Genomic DNA, 19,645 nt, shown 5'->3' on the forward strand with positions numbered 1-19,645 from the left:
GATGGTAACCCTGCAACCCGTCAAACCCATTAACGACACCGTTTTGGAGCAAATCGGCTTCCAATGGCATACGGACAATGACCAAAGCAAATACATCGCCGATGAACTCGTAGTCGTCACCGATAGTGAAGCCGAAGCCTATTACGAAGCGGTCAATGAATTGTACGACATGTACGCAACGTGCGCGCAGCACGTCATCGACAACAACCTTTTTTTTGAGATCGGGATCCCTTTTAACCTGATCGATCCAATCAAAAAAAGTTGGGAAAATGACGTCCATTGGCACCTTTACGGCCGCTTTGATCTGGCGGGCGGAATTGACGGAAAGCCGATCAAACTGATTGAATTCAATGCCGATACCCCCACAGCCCTTTTCGAAACCGCTATTTTGCAATGGGCGTTGTTGAAACATAACGGGATGGACGAGGAGCGTCAATTCAATAATGTCTATCAAGCCATCAGCGATAATTTCCGCCGCCTTGTCACACTGTTTGATGACCCGGCCGATTTTGAGCGCTATTATGAGGGGTGGAAAATTCTTTTCAGCTCGATGAGCGGTAATATCGAAGAGGAGCAAACGGTCAGGCTTTTGCAGCAAATGGCGATCGATGCAGGCTTTGAGACCGGATTTGAACCGCTTGGCGGCGTCAAATTCGACGATGAGGGGATTTATGACAGTGCCGAAAATCCGTACGAATATTGGTTCAAACTCTTCCCGTGGGAAGATATTGCCATCGATGAACCGGAACTTGCTACACAGCTGGGGACGATTATGGCGAACCAAAAAGCGATACTGCTCAATCCCGCCTATACCCTTTTGTTCCAATCCAAAGGGATGCTGAAAATTTTATGCGATCTTTTTCCCGATTCCCCCTACCTTCTTAAAACCTCATTTGAACCTTTAAAAGGGCTCTCTTGTGTTGAGAAACGGATGTTTGGTCGCGAAGGGGCCAATATACGGATCCTTGACGCGTCAGGAAACGTTATCGAATCCAATGACGGTCCCTACGGCAATTTCAAACCGGTCTATCAAGAGTACGTTGAGCTTCCCAAAGATACCCGTGGCAACGTTTATCAAGCCGGTGTATTTTTTGCCTATGAAGCCTGCGGATTGGGTTTTCGCCGTGGCGGTAAAATTTTGGGCAATATGTCGAAATTTGTGGGACACATCCTGCAATGAAAGTGTGCGCCTGTCAAAATGTCACCCTCGATGATATTGTCGAGGCGATGCAAACTGTCGGCAATGATGCCGAAGCGATACGCAAATATACCGATGCGGGGAGAGGATGTTCCGAATGCCTGCAAACGCCCTGCGACGATGTCGATCTTCCGTTCCCTGATGCACTTTTAAACGCGCAAGCCCTTCTTGAGCAGCGTCAAAACCGTTAAGTTCGACCTCTTGCGGTCGCTTACGACAACGGTATCGGTTTTCCGGTAAAATACCCTTGCGAATAATCGACCCCAAGCTCTTTGATAACGGCATAAACATCCTTATCCGTTACAAATTCCGCGATCGTTTTTGCGCCGATCTTCTGAGCGAAGTCGACAATCGTTTCAACAATAATATGGTGACGTTGATTCGTTGCGATCCCCCGTATTAAAGAGCCGTCGATTTTAATATAATCAACACTTAACTTGAGGATATTTTCAAAATTGGAATAACCGGTCCCGAAATCATCAATGGCTATTTTTGCCCCCAATGCTTTGACTTTGCCGATAAACTCTACCACCTCATCGTAACTCTCGATCCCTTCCGATTCCAGAATCTCAAATACGACCCGCGAACCGGTACCCGTTTCGATAACGGTTTTAATGATCTCCGTCACGGTATGGGGATTACGGATATCGCTGTCTGAAAGATTGATCGAAAACTCTTCCTCCCGTTTTGCAAAAAGGGTACACGCCTGATAGATCACCTCAAGGGTGATCTGAGGATAAATCTTCGTTTTTTTGGCAATGGGTAAAAAATCAATCGGCGGTACAATTTTACCCGCTTCGTCAATCATCCGCGCAAGCGTCTCGTATTTTACGGTAGCTCCCGTTTTAATATCGATAATCGGCTGATAATAGCAGATAATACGGTCTTCAAAAAGGGCTTTACGGATAATGGAGGCCATCGTGAGGTTGGAGCGGTATTGCTCTTCCACCCCTTCATCCTGATTATAAAACCAAATCTGTTTTTTGTTCTCTTTCGCATAATGCAAAGCGATATCGGCCCGCGTCAGCACTTTTTCATTTCCGATGGCGACACCGATCGTGACCCCTATCGTTAAACTCTCCCCTTTGACTTTAAACGTTTTTTCATCCAGTAATTTAACCAGCGTCCCTAACCGGTGTTCCAAATCAACCTGAGTTAAGGTATTACTAAACGTCAAAGCAAACTCATCACTCCCCAATCGGTAGCATGAGCCGGAGAGTTCATTGAGCCATGAACCGATCTGAACGAGTATTTCATCCCCGATTGCAATCCCGAAAAAATCATTCACTTCTTTAAAATCATCCACATTGACAATGGCCAGAGCCGTAACCTCACCCCGTATCAGTTTCTCTTGCAATCGGTACCGATTGGGCAATCCGGTTAACCGGTCAAGATAATACTGATCTTCCAATTGCCGGGTTTTTTCACTCACCGCAATCTCAAGGGAGGCGTTCATCTCCTGCATCTGTTCGAGATAGCTATAGGTTGTCTCTTGCATCGCATTAAATGCGTTAACGATTTGTTCAATCTCCACGCTGCCGTCCTCTTCAAACGCCATTCGGTCACCCGGCTTGTAATAGCGTACTTTTTGGGCTATCTTCGTCAACGGCGATAGAAGATGGCGGACCCACCACACGGCGGCAAAAAACAAAAGGGTGATACTGATAATGACGCTGTAAAGGATTTTTTGCATCGATTGACGTGTCTCATTGTATGCCCGATCACTGTACCCTAACGTGATCGATCCTATCAACTGTCCGCTCGTAGGATCTTTAATGGCATGGGTAACACGCACAGCGGTATGTTCGGATTGCACCTCTTTTTGGGGATTGCGATAGAGGTACAATCGTTTCGAATCGGAATCGTCGACCGAAAGTTCTGATACATCCGAAAGAGAGATGACCGGAGAGACTTTTTTGGAGATCTGGTCGTATAATTTTAAATAGAGTGCAATCTGCAGCGGTTTTTCAATCGTTTGGAGCAGTAAATCCGCTTTTTGTTTTTCCGACGCCAACGTCGTATTTTCAAAGACCATCTTTACCACTCCCCCAACCGTTACAATCAGGAGTGCAAAAATGAGGATAAGCGAACCCACGATTTTGTAGGAGAGGCGGGAACTGGAGAGATGCATATTTATCTACCTTGCATATCATGCAATAAATTTATCACATTTTATTATTAATTATCATAAAACTACTCTTACCTCTAATCCCTATACTATTGTATAGCAGATTCAACACAATCCGATCTATTTTATCAATAAATTATCTCTTTTTATTGTAAAATCTATCTCATTGTACGGTGCACTCTTGTTTTCAGCTGTGGTTAACTCTATTTTGATTATTTTTCAATACACCAATAAAAGGGTCAACAGTGGAATGCAAAACGGCAACGTCAGAATACGAACGGACCTCCATATTACGGCAACGGTATGAGGTGTTTGTCGAAGAATTTAATTTTTTACCGCCGGTGGAAGAGAATAGAGAGCTGGAGTACGATCAGTATGATGAATATTCCCTTTTGCTGGGGGTCTGGGAAGATGATGACCTCATCGCATCTTGCCGGCTTATCCTCCCCAATGAACCGTTGGGTTTGCCGACACTCAATCGAATGATCATCGATTCCCCGATCTTTCGGCGTGATTACCCCACAGCCGAAATTTCACGGATCATGATTGCCGCCGGCCATAGGAAATTCAAAAAATCGGTAAAGGTGCTTCAGCTCATGCAAAAAAAGATTGATCAGCTCTCAGCAGAGCATGGAATCACCCAGTGTATCGGCTCGGTTGAACCTGCCTTTTTAAAACTGCTCCATTATGCCAACCTCCCGTATCAGCCGATCGGCCCTTTGCAGCACCATATAGGGCCGGACCGCTATCCCGTTATTCTGAAAACCGATTATCTTGCTTCACTTCAAAAGCAAAACCGATGAAACCCCCTTTTATCCCACTCCTTCTTATTCCGCTGTTTTGCTGGGCCGACGGTGCTACGACGCAGCCGTTGCAAGAGCTTATAGAGGATATGGCATCCCTCACGCAATCGGCCAAAAATCAGCGGGCAAATATCGACTATCTTCCCTATATCATGACCCTCTTTGAGGGGAATGAGCTTGCCCACGCCGGTGCCTCCTCCCTCAATGATGCCCTGACCCTTGTTGCCGGAGTCAACATCGCCAGCGACAACCTTTCCCTCTTTAATCCGGTATTTCGAGGATCCAATCCCGTCGCCTACGGCCAGAGCAAACTGATTGTTGACGGTGTCGAAGTCAACGACCTCTTTTTTGACGGATATACCGCCTATCTGAGCATGCCGATCGATATGATCAAACGGCTTGAAATCGTTCACGGTCCCGGCAGCTACAGCGACGGATACTCGGGATATGCCGGATCCATCATCGTAACCACCTACAAAGCAGAACCCTCCTCCGGCTCTCCACTGCGCTGGTTTGCTTCAGCCGGTGGCAACAGTACCCGCACTATGGGGGGATCGTATGCCCAATCGCACGGGGACCTCTCGTTTTCCGCCGATGTCTATACGGTTCGCGACAATCTCTCCCTCCCTTACGGTCCGGACGGCCTTTCAAACAATCTTTTCGGAGCGCTCAATGCCCCCCTCTCCCGATCGGGAGATGCCCCCCTTCAAACCGATGCAACGATGCTCTCGGCATCGCTATCGAAAGGGGCTTTTTTCGCAAATGGACGATTCTCCACCTATCGGCACGGCGCGGGAGGAGGGATCAATTACGCCCTTGCAAGCGAAGGGGACCACTACAACGTCGATCAGTGGCAGCTGCACGCCGGTACCCACTATAAAGTGGGCAATTTCACCGGAAAGCTTCAGGGATCCATGATCGAAGACAGTTTTACAAGTCATGCCCTTTTAGCACCCCCGGGGCTCGTTTTCCCCTCACTGACCCCGCCGCCGACCATGGTTACCTATCCAAACGGATTTTACGGAGTCCACGAAGCCTTTATCCGAACGTACCGTGTCAGTAACACCCTCACCGGAACCCTCTACGGCACCGACGTAACGTTCGGTATCATGAAATCGCACAGTAGTGTTTTATCGGAAAAAACCATGACGACCAATCGCGACAGCGGAACGGGAATGAGTGATTATTCGCAAACACTCCCTTTTTTCAATCCCAACGGATCGATCATCGATTTAAGCACCTACCTCACTTTTGAACGGGTGGTGACCCCTTCTTTGAGCACCTACGCCTCGCTGACACTTGATCGGCGCAACGGCTTGACACCGCAACTGGACCCCCGTATCGCTGCGGTTTATACCCTCGATCCTGCAAATTTAATCAAATTCTCGATCTCACATGCCCACCGTAACCCCTCCTGGCAGGAGATGTTCACCCTAAACAACAAAGCGCGCTGGGGAAATCCCGATCTGCGGGCAGAGAGCGTCTGGGCTTTCGAGACCCAGCTCATCCACAATTTCGGAATCGATCACACCCTCTCTTTCAATCTTTTTGACCTTCGCAATGACGACCAGATCTACCTAAAGTACAATACCTCTCTGGCGCGCTATGAGTATGTCAACGGATCGAAAAGCACCATTCAGGGGGTTGAAACCGAATGGCGCAAACGGTATAGCACCTTCTCCTTTTATGCTGCATATACCCATCTTTTAACCAAAGACGGCAACGGCATCCCCCTCTCCACTCCCCAAAATATGGCCCGAGGGTACATTAGCTACGATCTGGACACCTCTTGGTACGGTTCGCTTGCCGGACAATGGCAAAGCAATACTCCCCGATTCCAAAACGATCCGCGCGAAACGTTAAAAGAAATCAAAACGGTTGATGCCACGATCGGGTACAAACTGCCGTCCCTGCACAGTGAGATTCAATTGAGCGTAAAAAATATTTTTGATGCGTCTCAGCGCTATCCGAGCCCTGCCGGAACGTATAACGATGACTACCCGGCTCCGGGGCGTACATTTTTGGTTACCGTAAGAGGTACGTTTTGAAACGAATCTTTATCCTTCTTATCCTAAATGCGGCCGTATGGAGTGCATCCTACGACCCTTTCCTTTTGGAAACCCAGCTTACGCTGCTTCCCAAAATTGCTATGCTTGAAAAAAATATCGTTTTCAGCCAAAGCAATGCACCCGTCAAAATTCTGATTGCGTACGACCGTGGAGACGAAGAGGCCGCCGCAACCTGCACCAAAATTCTAAGTACCAAATTCAACGGGCGCCTCAACGCTCATCCGATTGCCCTAACCGCCCTCTCTTTTGATAAGCTGGAGGGGACAGGAGCGTATCATTTCATCTATGCGCTGAAAGGGAACCCTTCGCAACTTAAAAAGCTCCATACGTCCGGTGCGGTTACCGCCCTTTACGATGCGGATCAACTCAAAGAGAACGGCATCCTTCTCTCAATCCAAATGGAGCGAACCCCGATTATCCTAATCAATGCCAAAGCGCTGCGGGAAAATCGATTTTCATTCCCGGACAGTCTCCTTGAAATCGCAAGGATAGTCCCCTAGAATTTTTTCGTTTAACGCACCTCTTTTTGGTTAAAACGCTCCTGCAAGCGGTTAGAGATATTGATCAGCGAAAAGGTAACGATAAAGATCATTAGCCCCGGGAAAAAACTCACCCACCATGCGATATCAATCACCTCTTTTCCGCCGCTGAGGATACTTCCCCAGCTCATCGCGGGTGCGGTGATCCCCAGACCCAAAAAAGAGAGCCCCGATTCCGCCAAAATCGCCCCCCCGACTCCGAACGTAAAACTCACCAACGTAATCGGACCCAATAAAGGGGCATAGTATTTCAGGATGATTTTCAACGTCGGTACCCGGGCAATATGGAGGATCCGGATATAAGGTTTGGCGCTAACGGCAAAGCTCTCCGAACGTATCAGGCGTGCCGTCCCCATCCACCCTGTTAGTGAAATAATCAAAATCAATACCCAAATCGATGCGTTTACGTAACTCACCAAGGTTAAAAGCAAAAAGAGGGTAGGAAACGTTAAAAAAAGATCTACAACGACGATAAAAAGCTTATCGTATCCGCCGCGCAGCAATGCCGCACTCACACCGTAGAGCAATCCGATCAACGTCGCTATCAGTGCACTGGTAAATCCTATCATCAGCGAGACCTGTCCGCCGGCCATCAAGCGGGCGAAAAGGTCTCGTCCCAGCCGATCGGTACCGAACCAGTGAGACGGCGAAGGGGGAAGTAAAATAGCATGCGTATCCAAATATAACGGATCGATCGTGTGGATCAAGGGGAGCAAAAACGAAAAGAGAATCACCCCTATCAGCGAGGCAACACTAACATAGAGCATCAGCTTTTAATCCCTAAAAGGGTCGTCATCATCTGATCGATCGTCGTAATCACCTTGGCAGCAGCGCCGTAAGAGGTTTGGTAGCGAATCAAATTGGCCATCTCTTCGTCCAATGCCACTTTTCCGATGGAGTCTTGCTCCTGCTTAATCGCATTAAACTGTGCGGTTACCGATTGGTTGTTCTGAATAACGGAGTTGGTTTTTGTTCCGACTTTGGTGACAAGCGAATCAAAATAACCGTAGACGGTCTCATTGGAATGGAGAGAACCGTTCACAAAATCAATTTTCGTGAACTGCAACTCCCCCATATCCATGGCCATTTGGTTATCGCCGTTGACCGGTGGTTTAGACCCTTTAATCAACGTCGGATCGCTTCGCAACGTACTATTAAGCGCTATGGACTGTGCGTCATTTCCGTCAAAAAAACGGCTCATTCCGGTCACACCGGCAAAATTGGTCCCTCTATCCTCTAGGGCAAACGTAACCCCCTCAGACGCGAAACTCTTTGAAACATCCAGACTTAACGTTTTGGAAGAGGGGATATAGACGCTGTTGATCATATTCGCTATATCGTTGAGTCCGTTGTAATCGTTATTGTCGTCTTTCATCGCTTTGAGCTGCTCAACAATGCTGTTGCGGGTAATCCCGTCCGAAAGAAGATTGGTTGCGGAGGCATTGTCCATTACCGTAGCGGCATTCATCGTAATCGAGCGTCTCGCTATCTCTTTTCCGTTAATGTCATACGCTACGACGTCAAACGTACCCGCTTTAAAATTCTCTCCGCTGCTTAGCAAAGGTTGCGCGTCACTAAAAGACAACGGATTGGAGTTCATCGTATCGGTCGCACTCTGCGCATACAGGTTATTGGTCGATTGGATCAACCCTTTTGCGAAAGTATCCAGATTATTGAGCGTCTCTTGCAAAAAACCGTTTTCAAAATTTCCGGCCGAATCGATTTTAGAACCTCTCAGTTCCAATAACGCGCCGATTTTTCCCCCCGTAACACTGGAGGTAAAAGGGATTTTAACCCCATCCTGACGTTCGTAATACAAATCATTGTAGCCGTTTTTATTTCCCGTTGCATCCATACCGATCGGATGGAAACTCGTCCCGTCAATAATGTTAAATCCTCCGACATTCACCGTATAATTACCCTTATCGGTCGTAATATTGGTGTCAACCGGGGCATTTGCCTGCAATTTATCGGCGAAAGCTTTGGAACCGATCAATTTTGACATCGTCATTTCCAACTGATTGCGTTGATCACGCAAATCGTTCGCATTACTTGTACCGGACGATTCTGCCTGATAGATTGATTTATTCAGCCCCGCAATCTGTTCGCCGATCCGGTTCACTTCGTTTACGTCAACCGCAATCTGATCGTTCAAAGAACTTTGCAGCGCTGTAATTTGGGTACGGGTCTGACCGATATGACCGGCAAGGGTCTGAGCTTGTTCGGCTAACGCAACTTTCACCGCCGTATTGGAGGGATTGCTCGCAAGGGTTTGCCACCCATCAAAATAGTTTTGCAAATCGTTTTTGATACCGGTGCCGTCCACTTCCGGAAAATAGGTGGAGAGTTCTTCAAGATTTTTTTTCAACGTGTCGGAATACTCTTTGTTCTGCGCGGCAGAGGTATAACGATCGTTCACAAATTTGTCGAAAACACGTACGATTTCGGTAATCTGCGTCCCGCTTCCGCGCTGCCCGGGATCAACCCCCAAAGGGTAAGCGGCAGCCGTCACGACGCGCTGTCGGGTATACCCTTCGGTTTCCGCATTGGAAATATTATGTCCCGTCGTATCAATACCGACTTGTGCGGCATTTAAACCGCTGTACCCGATATGGAGTGCATTAAAAATCGATGCCATGTTATGCTCGCACTTCCAAAAATGAGGCGGATGACGATGCCACTTTTTGATAACCCTGCATTTGTGTCGGTACGATACGTTCCAAGAGGGTATTATAAAACGATCCGACACTCAGAACCATTTTGGCGTATTGCTGGTTCACTTCACGGAGGATCGAGAGATGGGTTTTAAGGCTGTCTAGCTGTTGATGTTGTTCACTGTCTAAAAGTTCGGAAAGGCTTTTGTCACTGTTGGAGGTCATCAGTTTTGAAATCTCATGATCGATCATCGCTTTTTTTTGTTCAAAACTTTTAATTTTTTCCTCTTTGATGGAAAGACGATCGAACTGTGAGTTGTGTTTTGCCTCTTTTATGTCTTCGATGTCTTCGCGCGATAAAGAGATCAGTATATCAAGATCTTTGATAGCGCTTTGCAATTGATAGGACAACATCATAAACTCCTGCTAAATTTTACGTCAGCTCCTGCGCAATACGCTTGGCCAACGATTCAATATCGACACGGTATTCCCCTTTTTCGAAAGACGCTTTCAGCTCTTCGATTCGGCTTGTGTCACCTTGTTTCATTATCGGTTGAGCAGCTTTATTCTGCTCTTTATTTTTGATTGAAACTTCTTGATATACCCCTCTGGAAAGGGGATTGTTCACACTTGCGATCATGGTGAATCCTTATTATCCGCTTATGATGTCTAGTAACCATATCGGCAAAAACTCCCATAAATTTAACGTTCTATCCCTTTTTGGCTCAGGTTTTCAAAGAGCATTTGTGAAAATCCGAACCCCCCCGCACTGGCGTTGGAAAGCTCTTCACGATACATGGATTTGAAAATCTTATCTCCCGGATCGTTCACGCTGCTAAAAAGATTTTTTTCCTCTTTCATCGCTTCATCCAGCATCATCTTGACGATAATCGCTTCAAACTGATCGGTTTTTTCACGAAGCGCTTTATCTCCCTCTTTGGCTCCGACAGTCGGAACACTCTTTTGATACGGTACGTTTGATATCTCCATCAGATTACCTCCAAATCAACTGCAATGGCTCCGGCACTTTTCATCGCTTGCAAAATCGAAATCATCTCTTTTGGGGTGGCCCCGAGTTTTTGCAAAGAACGGGCGATATTGGCCACCGTTGTCGTCCCTTTTTCAGTGTAGACCTCGTTTTCATTGAGGCCGATGACAAGGCTTTTGTCCATCGTCACACTTCCTGAGGGTTTGGCAACCGTATCTTGTGCCAGGATTTTCACGGTGATATCCCCTTGGGTGATCACCACCGGCTTCACCTCTATATCTACACCAGCAATTATAGTTCCAGTTCGCTCATTGATAACGATTTTTGACTCCTGGACATAATTGATATCCAGATTTTGCACCTCAGCCAAAAATTCGACCATCGTTTTATTTTTCGGAAGTTTCAAACTGATTGTTCTGGGATCGATTGCGGTTGCGACGGGAGCGTTATAGCGGCTATTGATCACTTTTTGGACAGCTATGGCATTGTTAAAATTAGAGGATTTCAGAGATAGGGTCGCATTCTCCTGATGAATCATATCCTGGAGAATTTCACGTTCAACCAATCCCCCCCCATACACCATTCCGGCAGTTGAATGGGACTCCGCACCGGCCCCTTTTTCATTTTTGCCGCCGATACTGACCGGCCCCTGCGCCAATGCGTAAATTTTACCGTCCACCCCTTTAAGCGGTGTCATCAGAAGGGTCCCCCCCTCCAGCGATTTCGCATCGCCGATCGACGAAACGGTTACGTCAAAAGCGTCCCCCTGACGGGCAAACGGGGCAAATTTCGCCGTTACCACGACGGCCGCAACGTTTTTGGATTTTATATCCACGGGATTCATATCGATATTCATCGCTTTGAGCATATTGGCAATCGACTGAAGGGTAAATTTAGAGGTGGTGCCGTCCCCGGTTTTTTTCAAACCGACCACCAGTGAATAGCCGATAATCTGATTGTCACGCACACCGACGATATTGGCAACATCGCTTACGCGGGTGGCCCATACGCTGCAAAACAGTACGAAAAGCAGTAAAAATATTCTCATGTTCATCCTTTGTTCAACAAAGGAGAGCAAAGAGTATTCCAGTTATGCGTAGTAAGTGAGAGACGTTTTCCCGAATTTTTTGGTTTTGATCCGATGAAATACCCCGATCGTTTCAGGGAGTTCCAAAGTGCTCATGTGTTCAATCGTCACCAATGTTACGAGCGACTGGGGAAAAGAGGCGATCAACCGAATCATTTTATCGTAAATCTCTTCCATCCCCTCCCGATACGCAAACGGAGGATCCACATACAAAAAGGCACTCTCACCGAGGGATTCAAGCCGTTTTTTGACGTGTACGATATTCGTAAAACTGTCCCCTTCGATCACTTCGCAGGCATTCGGATCGGTTTGCGCGATATTGGCACGCAATGCTTTGATCGCATCGCGGTCTTTCTCCATAAAAATGATTTTTTTAGCACCGCGACTAAGCGCTTCGAGTCCGATCGAACCGCTCCCGGAGAACACCTCGACTACGACCGAATCGATCACGTCAAACTGTATCGTATTAAAAAACGACTCTACGACAATCGCTTTAGAACTGCGTGTCGTCTCTTTGGAGGGGAGAAAGAGGGTTTTGCCTTTAAACCGCCCCGCGATAATTTTTTTCGTCAGTATCTCATTATTTTTCATAAAATGCCCGTATTGCCTTTACTATATTCGCCTGATATTCACGGGTCAGTTTCTCAATATGGTGTTCCAATATCTCAAAACTGACCGGTGTTTCTCCCACTTCATCGGATTGTTCGGGTAGAGTTTTTACCGCCGGAACTGCCTTGAGCTCACCGATCCTATGGGTCAGTGCATGGAAAAGTTCTGCTTTGGAAAAAGGTTTGATCAAATCGGCTCCGGCATACGATCCGATAACAAAAGTCGGATGGTCAAGATCACGGATGTTTTTGTCTCGGATGACAAGGTCACAATGACGCAGTGAGGTTAAATGTCCTCTTAAAAAAAGTTCCAGTGAACGCTGCAACAATGGGGATTCGCACTGCACCGATACTTTCATCATTCTCCTCTCCTACTCGCTATTGGATTGTCGTCTATCTCTGCCACACCGTCAAACCGTGGAAAAAATTACCGTATTTTAACATAGATTCGTATCCGAACCCTATTCGCTTCAAAATCATTCTCCCGGCAATTTGATACGAAAGAGGGTCTCCTCCCCTTCACTGCTGACCTCCAGTAGGCCATGACAGTGTTCTTCGATAATCATTTTACTCATATACAGCCCCAAACCGGTCCCCTCTTTGTTGTTTTTCGTCGTAAAATAGGGGGTAAACAGTTTATTCATCAAATCCGGCGAAATCCCCCCTGCATTATCATGAACCGCAATCGTTCCGTAACCCTCATCCCAAGCGATACGGATGGTGATTTGAGAGAGTCTGAGCGGATTTTCCCGGGCGGCATCCAGGGAATTTTTGAGCAATGTGATTAAAACCTGCAGCACCTCGTTGTAAAAGGTAATCAGTGTGATCTCATCATCGATGATTAATTTCACTTCGATATTATTGTTTTTAAACGTATGGTCCAGCAGATGAATGGCCTGTTCTGCCAACAAAGAAAGGATAACCGGTTCTTTTTCTTTATTGGGATTCGATAAATCTCTGTAATCCGAAATAGTTTGTGACAGATGGACACATTGTTGCTCGATCTTGATCAGATTGTCAATCAAAAAAGGGTCCCCTTCCTCTTTCATCAACTCTTTTAGCCGTATCTGTGCCGCGATGGCGTTTATGATGGCCAACGGCTGACGCCATTGATGGGCTATCATCGAGATCATCTCTCCCAGCTGCGCTTGTCGTGCCTGCATTTTAAAGAGCTTTTCTTGTTCCACTCTTTCGGTAATGTCACGTGCGATCAGGATCAGTTTATCGCTATCGGTACCGAAAGCCGACAAGGTCATTTCCAGAATTTTCGTTTTATGATGTCGTTTCTCTAAAACGAAAGAGCACTCCATCATTGTCGTATTCCCCTCCGATGCGGACAAAAGATAATGGGAAAAAGGGTTTCCTCTGCATTCAAAATGGTAGACCGGATTTAAAATATCGCTCCCGATGAATTCCTCTTTGGTCGTCTCAAACAACCGGACTGCCATCTCGTTGCAGTCAACAATCCTGTTGTTTTCCAAAATAATGATCGATTCACGTACAGAAGAAAAAATCGTCCGATAAAGCTGCTCCTCCTTACGGTAGGGGTCATCAGAGGGGAGTTTGAACAAGGGGGTATCCTATTTTTGCAAGGTTGCGTATGGTAATCTCATCCTCAGCGTACAATACCGATAAATTTTTAAAGAATTGAAAATTATCCATCAGAGACTCACTCGTAGTAGAAAATAAAAAATATTGAAAATAAATAGGGGTAGTTTACCCTAATTTTTTGATTTTTATCGTAACACGGGAGCCGACTTAAGCGCTGATGTTAAGCGATAGAATTCCCCCTGTTATCTGGATATCGGGATTTTAATCGTAAATTTCGCCCCTTTTGGGGTGTTTTCGATCCGTATGGTTCCGTGGCAATGGTTCTCGATAACGGTTTTACACATATAAAGTCCCAATCCGGTCCCCGTATGGCTTTTGGTAGAGACATAGGGGAGAAATATCGTATCCATCAAAACCGTATCGATCCCGCCGGCATTGTCTTCGACGCTGATGATCACATACCCCTCCTGCTGATCGCTTTTGATAACCATTTCCGGTGCGACGATACTCCGCTCTTCAAATACATCCTGTCCGTTTTTCAAAAGATTCAACATGACCTGAACCAACTCATTTTCAAACGTCCGGTATTCCAGATCGTTTTGATGGGTTTGACGGACGACAATGTTATTGTGGCTCAAAGAGTGCTCTATCAAACCAAGCGTTTTGGACAATAGTGTTGCACTGGTCGTTAACACGGCCTGTTTATTCGGCTTGAAAAAATCCCGAAAATCGGTAATGGTACGTGACAGATGTTGAATTTGCAATTCAATCGCATCGATATCTTCCAGAAAATTTTCCATCGTCGCTTTTTGAAGAAGAATATTGACCCGCCCCCGGCTTAGATAAGAGCTTATTATCGTTAACGGCTGTCTCCACTGATGGGCAATCATGGAGAGCATCTCTCCCATTTGTGCCTGGCGCGTCTGCATCAAAAACAGCTTATCTTTGATAGTGCGCTCCGTTACATCCTCCTGAACCGTCACAAAGTTGACAATCTCATTCTCTTTGTTAAAGATTGGAAATATGATCGATGCGCAATCACGATGCTCACCGTTTTTCATCCGATTGATCATCGTACCCCGCCATACCTGTTTTTCTTCAGACACGGTATTCCAAAGCTGCCGGTAAAATGGCTCAGAGTGGGCTCCGGATCGAAAAATATTCATATTTTTGCCGATCAGCTCATGGTGAAAATACCCCGTCATCCCAAGGCATTGTTTATTAACGTATTCAATAAAACCGTTTTTGTCGGTAATGATGGTGGTATAGGGGTTTTGATCTACGACCTGAGAGAGGCGGCTGATCTGATCTTGCGCCTGCTTGGATTCCGTGACGTCCTGAATCGTTCCGGACATTTTTTGATGTTCCCCGTCCCATAGCATCTCTGCTCGTTGGTGGACATATTTAATATTTCCTTTTGCCGTTACAATGCGGTGCGTAACGTCATAATAACGCTGTCCGCTCAACGCTTTTTCAACGGCATTCAAAACAACCGTCTCGTCTTCGGGATGGAGATGGCGTATAAACCAATCCTCGTCTATCGCCGTTTCAAACGGTTCCAGTTCATAAATACGGTAGGTCTCGGCGGACCAGAGGATCTCTTCGGTGGTTCGGTTGTGTTGCCAACTCCCGATGTGCGCAATCTCTTGAGCTTTGTTGAGATTTTTTTCATTTTTTTTGAGCGATTCATACAAGGATGCGTTCTTGAAAATAATGGCCGACTGCGTCAATAAAAGACGTAGAGTCTGGACGGTATCGGGATTCAGCGGGGTCACGACGTCGCGGTTTTCGAGATATAAAACCCCTTCAACGCTCCCTTCGACCATCGCTACCGTAACGGAACACGAAGCGGGTCTGTGTTGGCGGATATATTCATCGTATTGGAACATGCCGCTCTCAAAAGGGTTCTCCAGAGTGATATTTTTTTTCGAATTGATGGCATGAAACACGATCGCTTGCGGAATCAAGGTCGCTTCGTTCAGCGGTGTGTTTAAAAATTCGATCTCCCCGTTTGCAAAATCGATACCGGCACTTTTGGAAAAATGTTCCCCCTCTTTGAACATCAAAACGGCTCTGCTGGCGGTTGCATTTTCCACAATTATTTTCAGTAACGTCGTAACCAGTTCATCCGTATTCATCACCTGCGATATCGCTTGAAACGATTTCAACAGACTCTGGAAATTGGCGGGTTCCGATTTCATAAACGAACTGTTAGAAGAGCTCTCCATCATGCTTGATGCGGATAGCGTAGGGATGATGTATTTCGCTTTTAGCCGCTTTGCCGCTTCGTAGGCACCCCACTGGCTCAATCCGACAACGGCTTCATTGAAATAGCGATTGCCCATCTCCGGATGGGAGAGTTTTTTCCAATACCGTCCCGCACTGACACCGGCCATAGCAATGGCAAACGGATTTTTATGTTTTCGGGCCACCTGCAATGCATCATCATAGGCTTTTGCCGCATTCCAATGGTTTTCAACCGATTTGATCCGCTCCGCTTTGAGCAGCAATTTCCAAAATTTATAATTGGCCGGTGCCGCTTTGGAGTAGGAATCGCATTCTGACAAATCTCCCCTCAGGAGTGCCGTTTCGGTATCGGTTAAGGGGAGCCGTTTGTTCAAGAGGAGTATTGCCCTCAAAAAATGGAGCCGTATCTTCGGAAACATGATCACTTCGTTGGAGGTATAATGGACAAAACGCTCTAAATAGTTGTACCCTCTCTTCCATTCCCCTTCAAGCATACACGTTTGTGCTTTCAAGATACCATACCAGGCCAGTGCAGGATAAAAGTGTTCCGATTCCCACATGGCAATCGCTTTCTCTTCTACAGAAAAATCCTGAGGACCCGGATCTTGCAGATAGCGTACCGTATTGGTCAGAACCTGAAATACGGCAATCATTTTGGTATCGCCGGAACGGAGAATAAACGTCTGTTCTTTGATAATCTCCTCACGAAGATGTTCCAGCGACTCCCCGGAGAGAAAATCGGAAAAATGGAGTAAAAAATTGGCCCAGGTACCGAATACGATATCTCCGTTCATCTTGCTTTGGTAAAGACTTTTACGATACAAAGTTACATTGGAAGGCAACGGTTTGACATAAGGATTGATAAAGTTGGCAAAAAAGTTGTGGACTTTCGGCAGCATGATCTTGTCATTGAGCTCCTGATTCAGCCGTAACGAGACCTTTCCGAAGCGGTACCCTTGCATGTACTCCCCTCTTGAAACCATCGATGCTCCATACAAAACATATCCGAAAGAGGACTCACTCGAATTTCCGAAACGGAAAGAGAGATCGATAATGTTTAGATAGGCCCATTGCATCCATTCGATATCGGCGAGATAAAAAGCGGCTTCCCAGTAATCGACCAGCAACGATAGAGTTTTTTGTTTGTGCTGATTTTGCAATCGTGGCAATTTGACTATCTCTTCGGGGCTACCGTAAAGGGGATTGCTCTTGATCTTTTGATCCAACTTTTCCACGATTTCATGAAGTTCCTTATCGGTATTGGGGATGTGCAGTCCAAGCTCTTTTAATAACCGATCTCCGAACTCGATCAACTCGTTAAAATGGGTCCCTTTTGTGACGCAGATGTTTTTCAGCACGCTGAAGCACATCACCCGCTCTTGTATGTTTTTCCCTTTTGCCATCAGCTGTACGGTATGGGCATACGCATCGTTATGCTGTGCGTTGAGATACAGACTCTTCCCTTTCAGAAGTTGGTATTGAAAGGTCAAAGAGCGCTCATTGTTCCATAAGCGTTCACAAAATAGATGGGTGTCGATCCACCGTACACGCTCCATTGCCAATGGGTACGCGTTGTTCTTGATCATTTCATCCAGCGCTTGCACATTCAGTTTATAGAGTCTGGCAGGAAAATCATCCCGTTCATAAGCATTATTGAGATGATGGGTGATGGCAACAGTGCCGCCCCCTCTTTTCCCCTCAAACGTACGTTCCAGATAGTGACCGATTTTTCTATGGATCTGTTTTTTCATCCCATCACCCATCGAGGAAAAAACAAACTGATGAATCTGATCGTGAACAAACTGATACTCTCTTCCTACCAGTTCAATGAACCCTTTTTCTTCCAGCTCTTCCAATAAACGGTTCGGTTGTCCCAAAAATTCCATAATGGCGAGGGTCCGTCGTAGATCGTACCGATTGCCCAATAATGCCAGATGTTGCAGATATCCTTGTTTCTCCCTCTCCAAAAGCGAGAATCGGGCATTGATAATCGTCACAATATTGATGCTGGAAGCGTACGATTTGAGCTGTTCAAGAGAGTAATTCCATCTGCCGTTCTCAAAGCGCAACCCCTTTGAATCAATCAGATGGCCCAAAAATGTTTTGACATAAAAAGGGTTCCCGCCGGTTTTTTTATACACCAGCGATGCAAATTTTTCACGTTGTTCACTCCTCTCCTGCAAAAATTCATCGAGAAACCGATTGATCTCTTTTTCATTGAGAGGGGTAAGATGGAGCGTGTAGCAGTGATCGCGTGATTTGTCCTGAATCGCCTCGATCAATTTGGCAATACCGCTGTGTTCGCTCTCCCGATAACTGGCGATAAAATGGAGATTCGGATTGGTGATTTCAAGAATCGATTTTTCGATCACCTCTACCGATGCCGGATCGGCCCACTGAAGATCATCCATAAATAAGACCAAAGGGGAATCTGCCGTGACGATATGGGTGAAAAAATCTTCAAGCGCATACGGGAGCTGAGAGCGAATCTCATCAGACGAATGAAACGGCTGATCCGATGAAAACGGAAAAATTTCGCACAGTTCCGGGAAGACTTGACACAAAACCCGAATCGTGTTCGGATGAATGTTAAACGCTGTGTTTCTCGGAGCATGATTCTTTAGATGGATATGAAACTGTGAAAAAATCTGCTTAAAAACATGATACGGAGAAGCCGTTTGATATTGTTCGAACTTCCCTTTGAAAATACGGAATCGCCCGGTATTGAGGTAGGTAAAAAACTCCTCAATCAAACGGGTTTTCCCCACTCCGGAACTCCCCGAAACCACTATCCTGACCGATTTCCCGGCAAGGGCTTTTTCGGCCGCTCTCTTCAGCAACGCCGTCTCCTGTTCCCTTCCGAAAAGGCGCTCTCCGAATTTGAGCACAGGGCGGTCCTGAGTCGCAATCACAAACGCCTCCACCCCTCCGCTCTGTTCCAGCAACCGGCGGCACTGCTTCAGATCATACACGATGGCCTCATCGCTTTGGTAGCGGCGCTCAGGCTGTTTCTCAATCAGTTTTTCGACAATATCCGAGAGGACGGACGGCAGGGCATCGTTAAGGGTATTGAGCGGTTTTGGGTCCAATGCGATCTGCTTGTGAATCAGTTCATACCGGTCTTTCGCATCAAAAGGGAGCTGTCCGGAGAAGAGATGGTAAAGCGTCATCCCGAAACTGTAAAAATCGGTTCGATGATCGATTTTTTGCTTGGTTCGGCCGGTCTGTTCGGGCGACATGTAGAGGAGATTTCCGGAAGTGCCGACATCGATATCGTTATTGTATCGGTAATGGTTATCGAATAACGAATAACCGAAATCGATCATCTGAACCGCTTTTGTTTCAGGATTATAGATGATATTTTTGGGATTGACATCGGCGTGGATGATATGTTTTTGGTGCAGATAACGGATCGTTTCGGCGACATCAATCGCAATGTCCAGCGATTCGTCGATCCCAAAACGCCCCTCCTGAAGAATATTGAACAATGAATCCCCGCCGATGTCTTCGAAAATATGGATGTATCGTGATCGGATATCCCCTTCGTTCACCATTTTGACAACTTTGGAGGACTTTAGGGAGGAAAGGATTTGATATTCATTCACAAATTGCGCTATGTTATGCTCATTCTGCGCGCTTGTTTTAAGCATCTTAATAATAACACTGTGTTTCGTAGAAAGATGGATCGCCCGATACACAACGGTCGTCAGGTTCTCATGCAAGGTATCGATAATCTGATAGTCTCTGCTAATTGTCGTCAAAAGGGCTCCTAA

16 protein-coding genes are annotated in these 19,645 nt (G+C 46.3%); 5 read left to right on the top strand and 11 right to left on the bottom strand.

Annotation, left to right across the window (positions count from 1 at the left end; translation table 11 throughout):
* Position 1: 1 nt before the first annotated feature.
* Both M0P91_RS10350 and M0P91_RS10355 read left to right on the top strand, forming a co-directional pair.
* The gene (locus M0P91_RS10350; RefSeq protein WP_295066993.1) at positions 2-1,180 is read left to right on the top strand and encodes a glutathionylspermidine synthase family protein; all 1,179 of its coding nucleotides are present in this window, start codon (positions 2-4) and stop codon (positions 1,178-1,180) included.
* The gene (locus M0P91_RS10355) at positions 1,177-1,389 is read left to right on the top strand and encodes a (2Fe-2S)-binding protein (RefSeq protein ID WP_295066887.1); all 213 of its coding nucleotides are present in this window, start codon (positions 1,177-1,179) and stop codon (positions 1,387-1,389) included. Before M0P91_RS10350 ends, M0P91_RS10355 begins: the two co-directional genes overlap by 4 nt.
* Before the next feature lie 20 nt (positions 1,390-1,409).
* On the opposite strand, the gene M0P91_RS10360 is transcribed toward M0P91_RS10355, so the two are convergent.
* On the bottom strand, positions 1,410-3,329 hold the full coding sequence (locus M0P91_RS10360) for an EAL domain-containing protein (protein WP_295066888.1): 1,920 nt from the start codon (positions 3,327-3,329) through the stop codon (positions 1,410-1,412).
* A gap of 242 nt (positions 3,330-3,571) precedes the next feature.
* Between M0P91_RS10360 and M0P91_RS10365 the strand changes: the two genes are divergently transcribed.
* From M0P91_RS10365 to M0P91_RS10375, 3 genes are read left to right on the top strand one after another with little or no spacing between them, the layout of a single operon-like run.
* Entirely contained in the window at positions 3,572-4,129 is a 558-nt protein-coding gene (locus tag M0P91_RS10365) for a GNAT family N-acyltransferase (protein ID WP_295066889.1), read from the top strand.
* On the top strand, positions 4,126-6,177 hold the full coding sequence (locus M0P91_RS10370) for a TonB-dependent siderophore receptor (protein ID WP_295066891.1): 2,052 nt from the start codon (positions 4,126-4,128) through the stop codon (positions 6,175-6,177). The genes M0P91_RS10365 and M0P91_RS10370 overlap by 4 nt, the downstream gene beginning before the upstream one ends.
* Positions 6,174-6,698, top strand: coding sequence for a hypothetical protein (locus M0P91_RS10375; RefSeq protein WP_295066893.1), 525 nt, complete (start codon positions 6,174-6,176; stop codon positions 6,696-6,698). Before M0P91_RS10370 ends, M0P91_RS10375 begins: the two co-directional genes overlap by 4 nt.
* Positions 6,699-6,709: 11 nt before the next feature.
* Here M0P91_RS10375 and M0P91_RS10380 read toward each other — a convergent pair whose 3' ends face one another.
* The 10 genes from M0P91_RS10380 to M0P91_RS10425 form a co-directional block, all read right to left on the bottom strand.
* Positions 6,710-7,504 (bottom strand): ABC transporter permease, encoded by a 795-nt coding sequence (locus M0P91_RS10380; protein WP_295066894.1) that lies wholly within the window; start codon positions 7,502-7,504, stop codon positions 6,710-6,712.
* Positions 7,504-9,375, bottom strand: a complete 1,872-nt coding sequence (flgK, locus tag M0P91_RS10385) for a flagellar hook-associated protein FlgK (RefSeq protein WP_295066896.1) — start codon at positions 9,373-9,375, stop codon at positions 7,504-7,506. The genes M0P91_RS10380 and flgK overlap by 1 nt, the downstream gene beginning before the upstream one ends.
* A gap of 1 nt (position 9,376) precedes the next feature.
* Positions 9,377-9,805: a hypothetical protein gene (locus M0P91_RS10390; protein ID WP_295066897.1), complete on the bottom strand. Its 429-nt coding sequence runs from the start codon at positions 9,803-9,805 to the stop codon at positions 9,377-9,379.
* Positions 9,806-9,824: 19 nt separating this feature from the next.
* Entirely contained in the window at positions 9,825-10,031 is a 207-nt protein-coding gene (locus M0P91_RS10395) for a flagellar biosynthesis anti-sigma factor FlgM (protein WP_295066899.1), read from the bottom strand.
* 62 nt (positions 10,032-10,093) lie between these two features.
* A complete protein-coding gene (locus M0P91_RS10400; protein ID WP_295066901.1) occupies positions 10,094-10,381 on the bottom strand; it encodes a rod-binding protein in 288 nt (95 codons plus the stop codon).
* Complete coding sequence (locus M0P91_RS10405; RefSeq protein ID WP_295066903.1) at positions 10,381-11,427, bottom strand: flagellar basal body P-ring protein FlgI; 1,047 nt, start codon at positions 11,425-11,427, stop codon at positions 10,381-10,383. Before M0P91_RS10405 ends, M0P91_RS10400 begins: the two co-directional genes overlap by 1 nt.
* 42 nt (positions 11,428-11,469) lie before the next feature.
* Positions 11,470-12,057, bottom strand: a complete 588-nt coding sequence (gene rsmD, locus M0P91_RS10410) for a 16S rRNA (guanine(966)-N(2))-methyltransferase RsmD (protein ID WP_295066905.1) — start codon at positions 12,055-12,057, stop codon at positions 11,470-11,472.
* The gene (locus M0P91_RS10415; RefSeq protein ID WP_295066907.1) at positions 12,047-12,436 is read right to left on the bottom strand and encodes a hypothetical protein; all 390 of its coding nucleotides are present in this window, start codon (positions 12,434-12,436) and stop codon (positions 12,047-12,049) included. The genes rsmD and M0P91_RS10415 overlap by 11 nt, the downstream gene beginning before the upstream one ends.
* A 114-nt stretch (positions 12,437-12,550) precedes the next feature.
* Positions 12,551-13,645 carry an ATP-binding protein gene (locus M0P91_RS10420; protein ID WP_295066909.1) on the bottom strand — a complete coding sequence of 365 codons (1,095 nt, stop codon included), beginning with the start codon at positions 13,643-13,645 and terminating at the stop codon, positions 12,551-12,553.
* Between the two features lie 222 nt (positions 13,646-13,867).
* Complete coding sequence (locus M0P91_RS10425; RefSeq protein WP_295066911.1) at positions 13,868-19,633, bottom strand: protein kinase; 5,766 nt, start codon at positions 19,631-19,633, stop codon at positions 13,868-13,870.
* Between the last annotated feature and the right edge of the window lie 12 nt (positions 19,634-19,645).

This window comes from Sulfuricurvum sp., assembly GCF_023229695.1.
Lineage (GTDB): Bacteria > Campylobacterota > Campylobacteria > Campylobacterales > Sulfurimonadaceae > Sulfuricurvum.

Coding starts and splice junctions, on each gene's coding strand:
- M0P91_RS10350 (WP_295066993.1), top strand. CDS start 2: ATGGTAACCCTGCAACCCGTCAAACCCATTAACGACACCGTTTTGGAG.
- M0P91_RS10355 (WP_295066887.1), top strand. CDS start 1,177: ATGAAAGTGTGCGCCTGTCAAAATGTCACCCTCGATGATATTGTCGAG.
- M0P91_RS10360 (WP_295066888.1), bottom strand. CDS start 3,329: ATGCATCTCTCCAGTTCCCGCCTCTCCTACAAAATCGTGGGTTCGCTT.
- M0P91_RS10370 (WP_295066891.1), top strand. CDS start 4,126: ATGAAACCCCCTTTTATCCCACTCCTTCTTATTCCGCTGTTTTGCTGG.
- M0P91_RS10380 (WP_295066894.1), bottom strand. CDS start 7,504: ATGCTCTATGTTAGTGTTGCCTCGCTGATAGGGGTGATTCTCTTTTCG.
- flgK (WP_295066896.1), bottom strand. CDS start 9,375: ATGGCATCGATTTTTAATGCACTCCATATCGGGTACAGCGGTTTAAAT.
- M0P91_RS10390 (WP_295066897.1), bottom strand. CDS start 9,805: ATGTTGTCCTATCAATTGCAAAGCGCTATCAAAGATCTTGATATACTG.
- M0P91_RS10395 (WP_295066899.1), bottom strand. CDS start 10,031: ATGATCGCAAGTGTGAACAATCCCCTTTCCAGAGGGGTATATCAAGAA.
- M0P91_RS10400 (WP_295066901.1), bottom strand. CDS start 10,381: ATGGAGATATCAAACGTACCGTATCAAAAGAGTGTTCCGACTGTCGGA.
- M0P91_RS10405 (WP_295066903.1), bottom strand. CDS start 11,427: ATGAGAATATTTTTACTGCTTTTCGTACTGTTTTGCAGCGTATGGGCC.
- rsmD (WP_295066905.1), bottom strand. CDS start 12,057: ATGAAAAATAATGAGATACTGACGAAAAAAATTATCGCGGGGCGGTTT.
- M0P91_RS10415 (WP_295066907.1), bottom strand. CDS start 12,436: ATGATGAAAGTATCGGTGCAGTGCGAATCCCCATTGTTGCAGCGTTCA.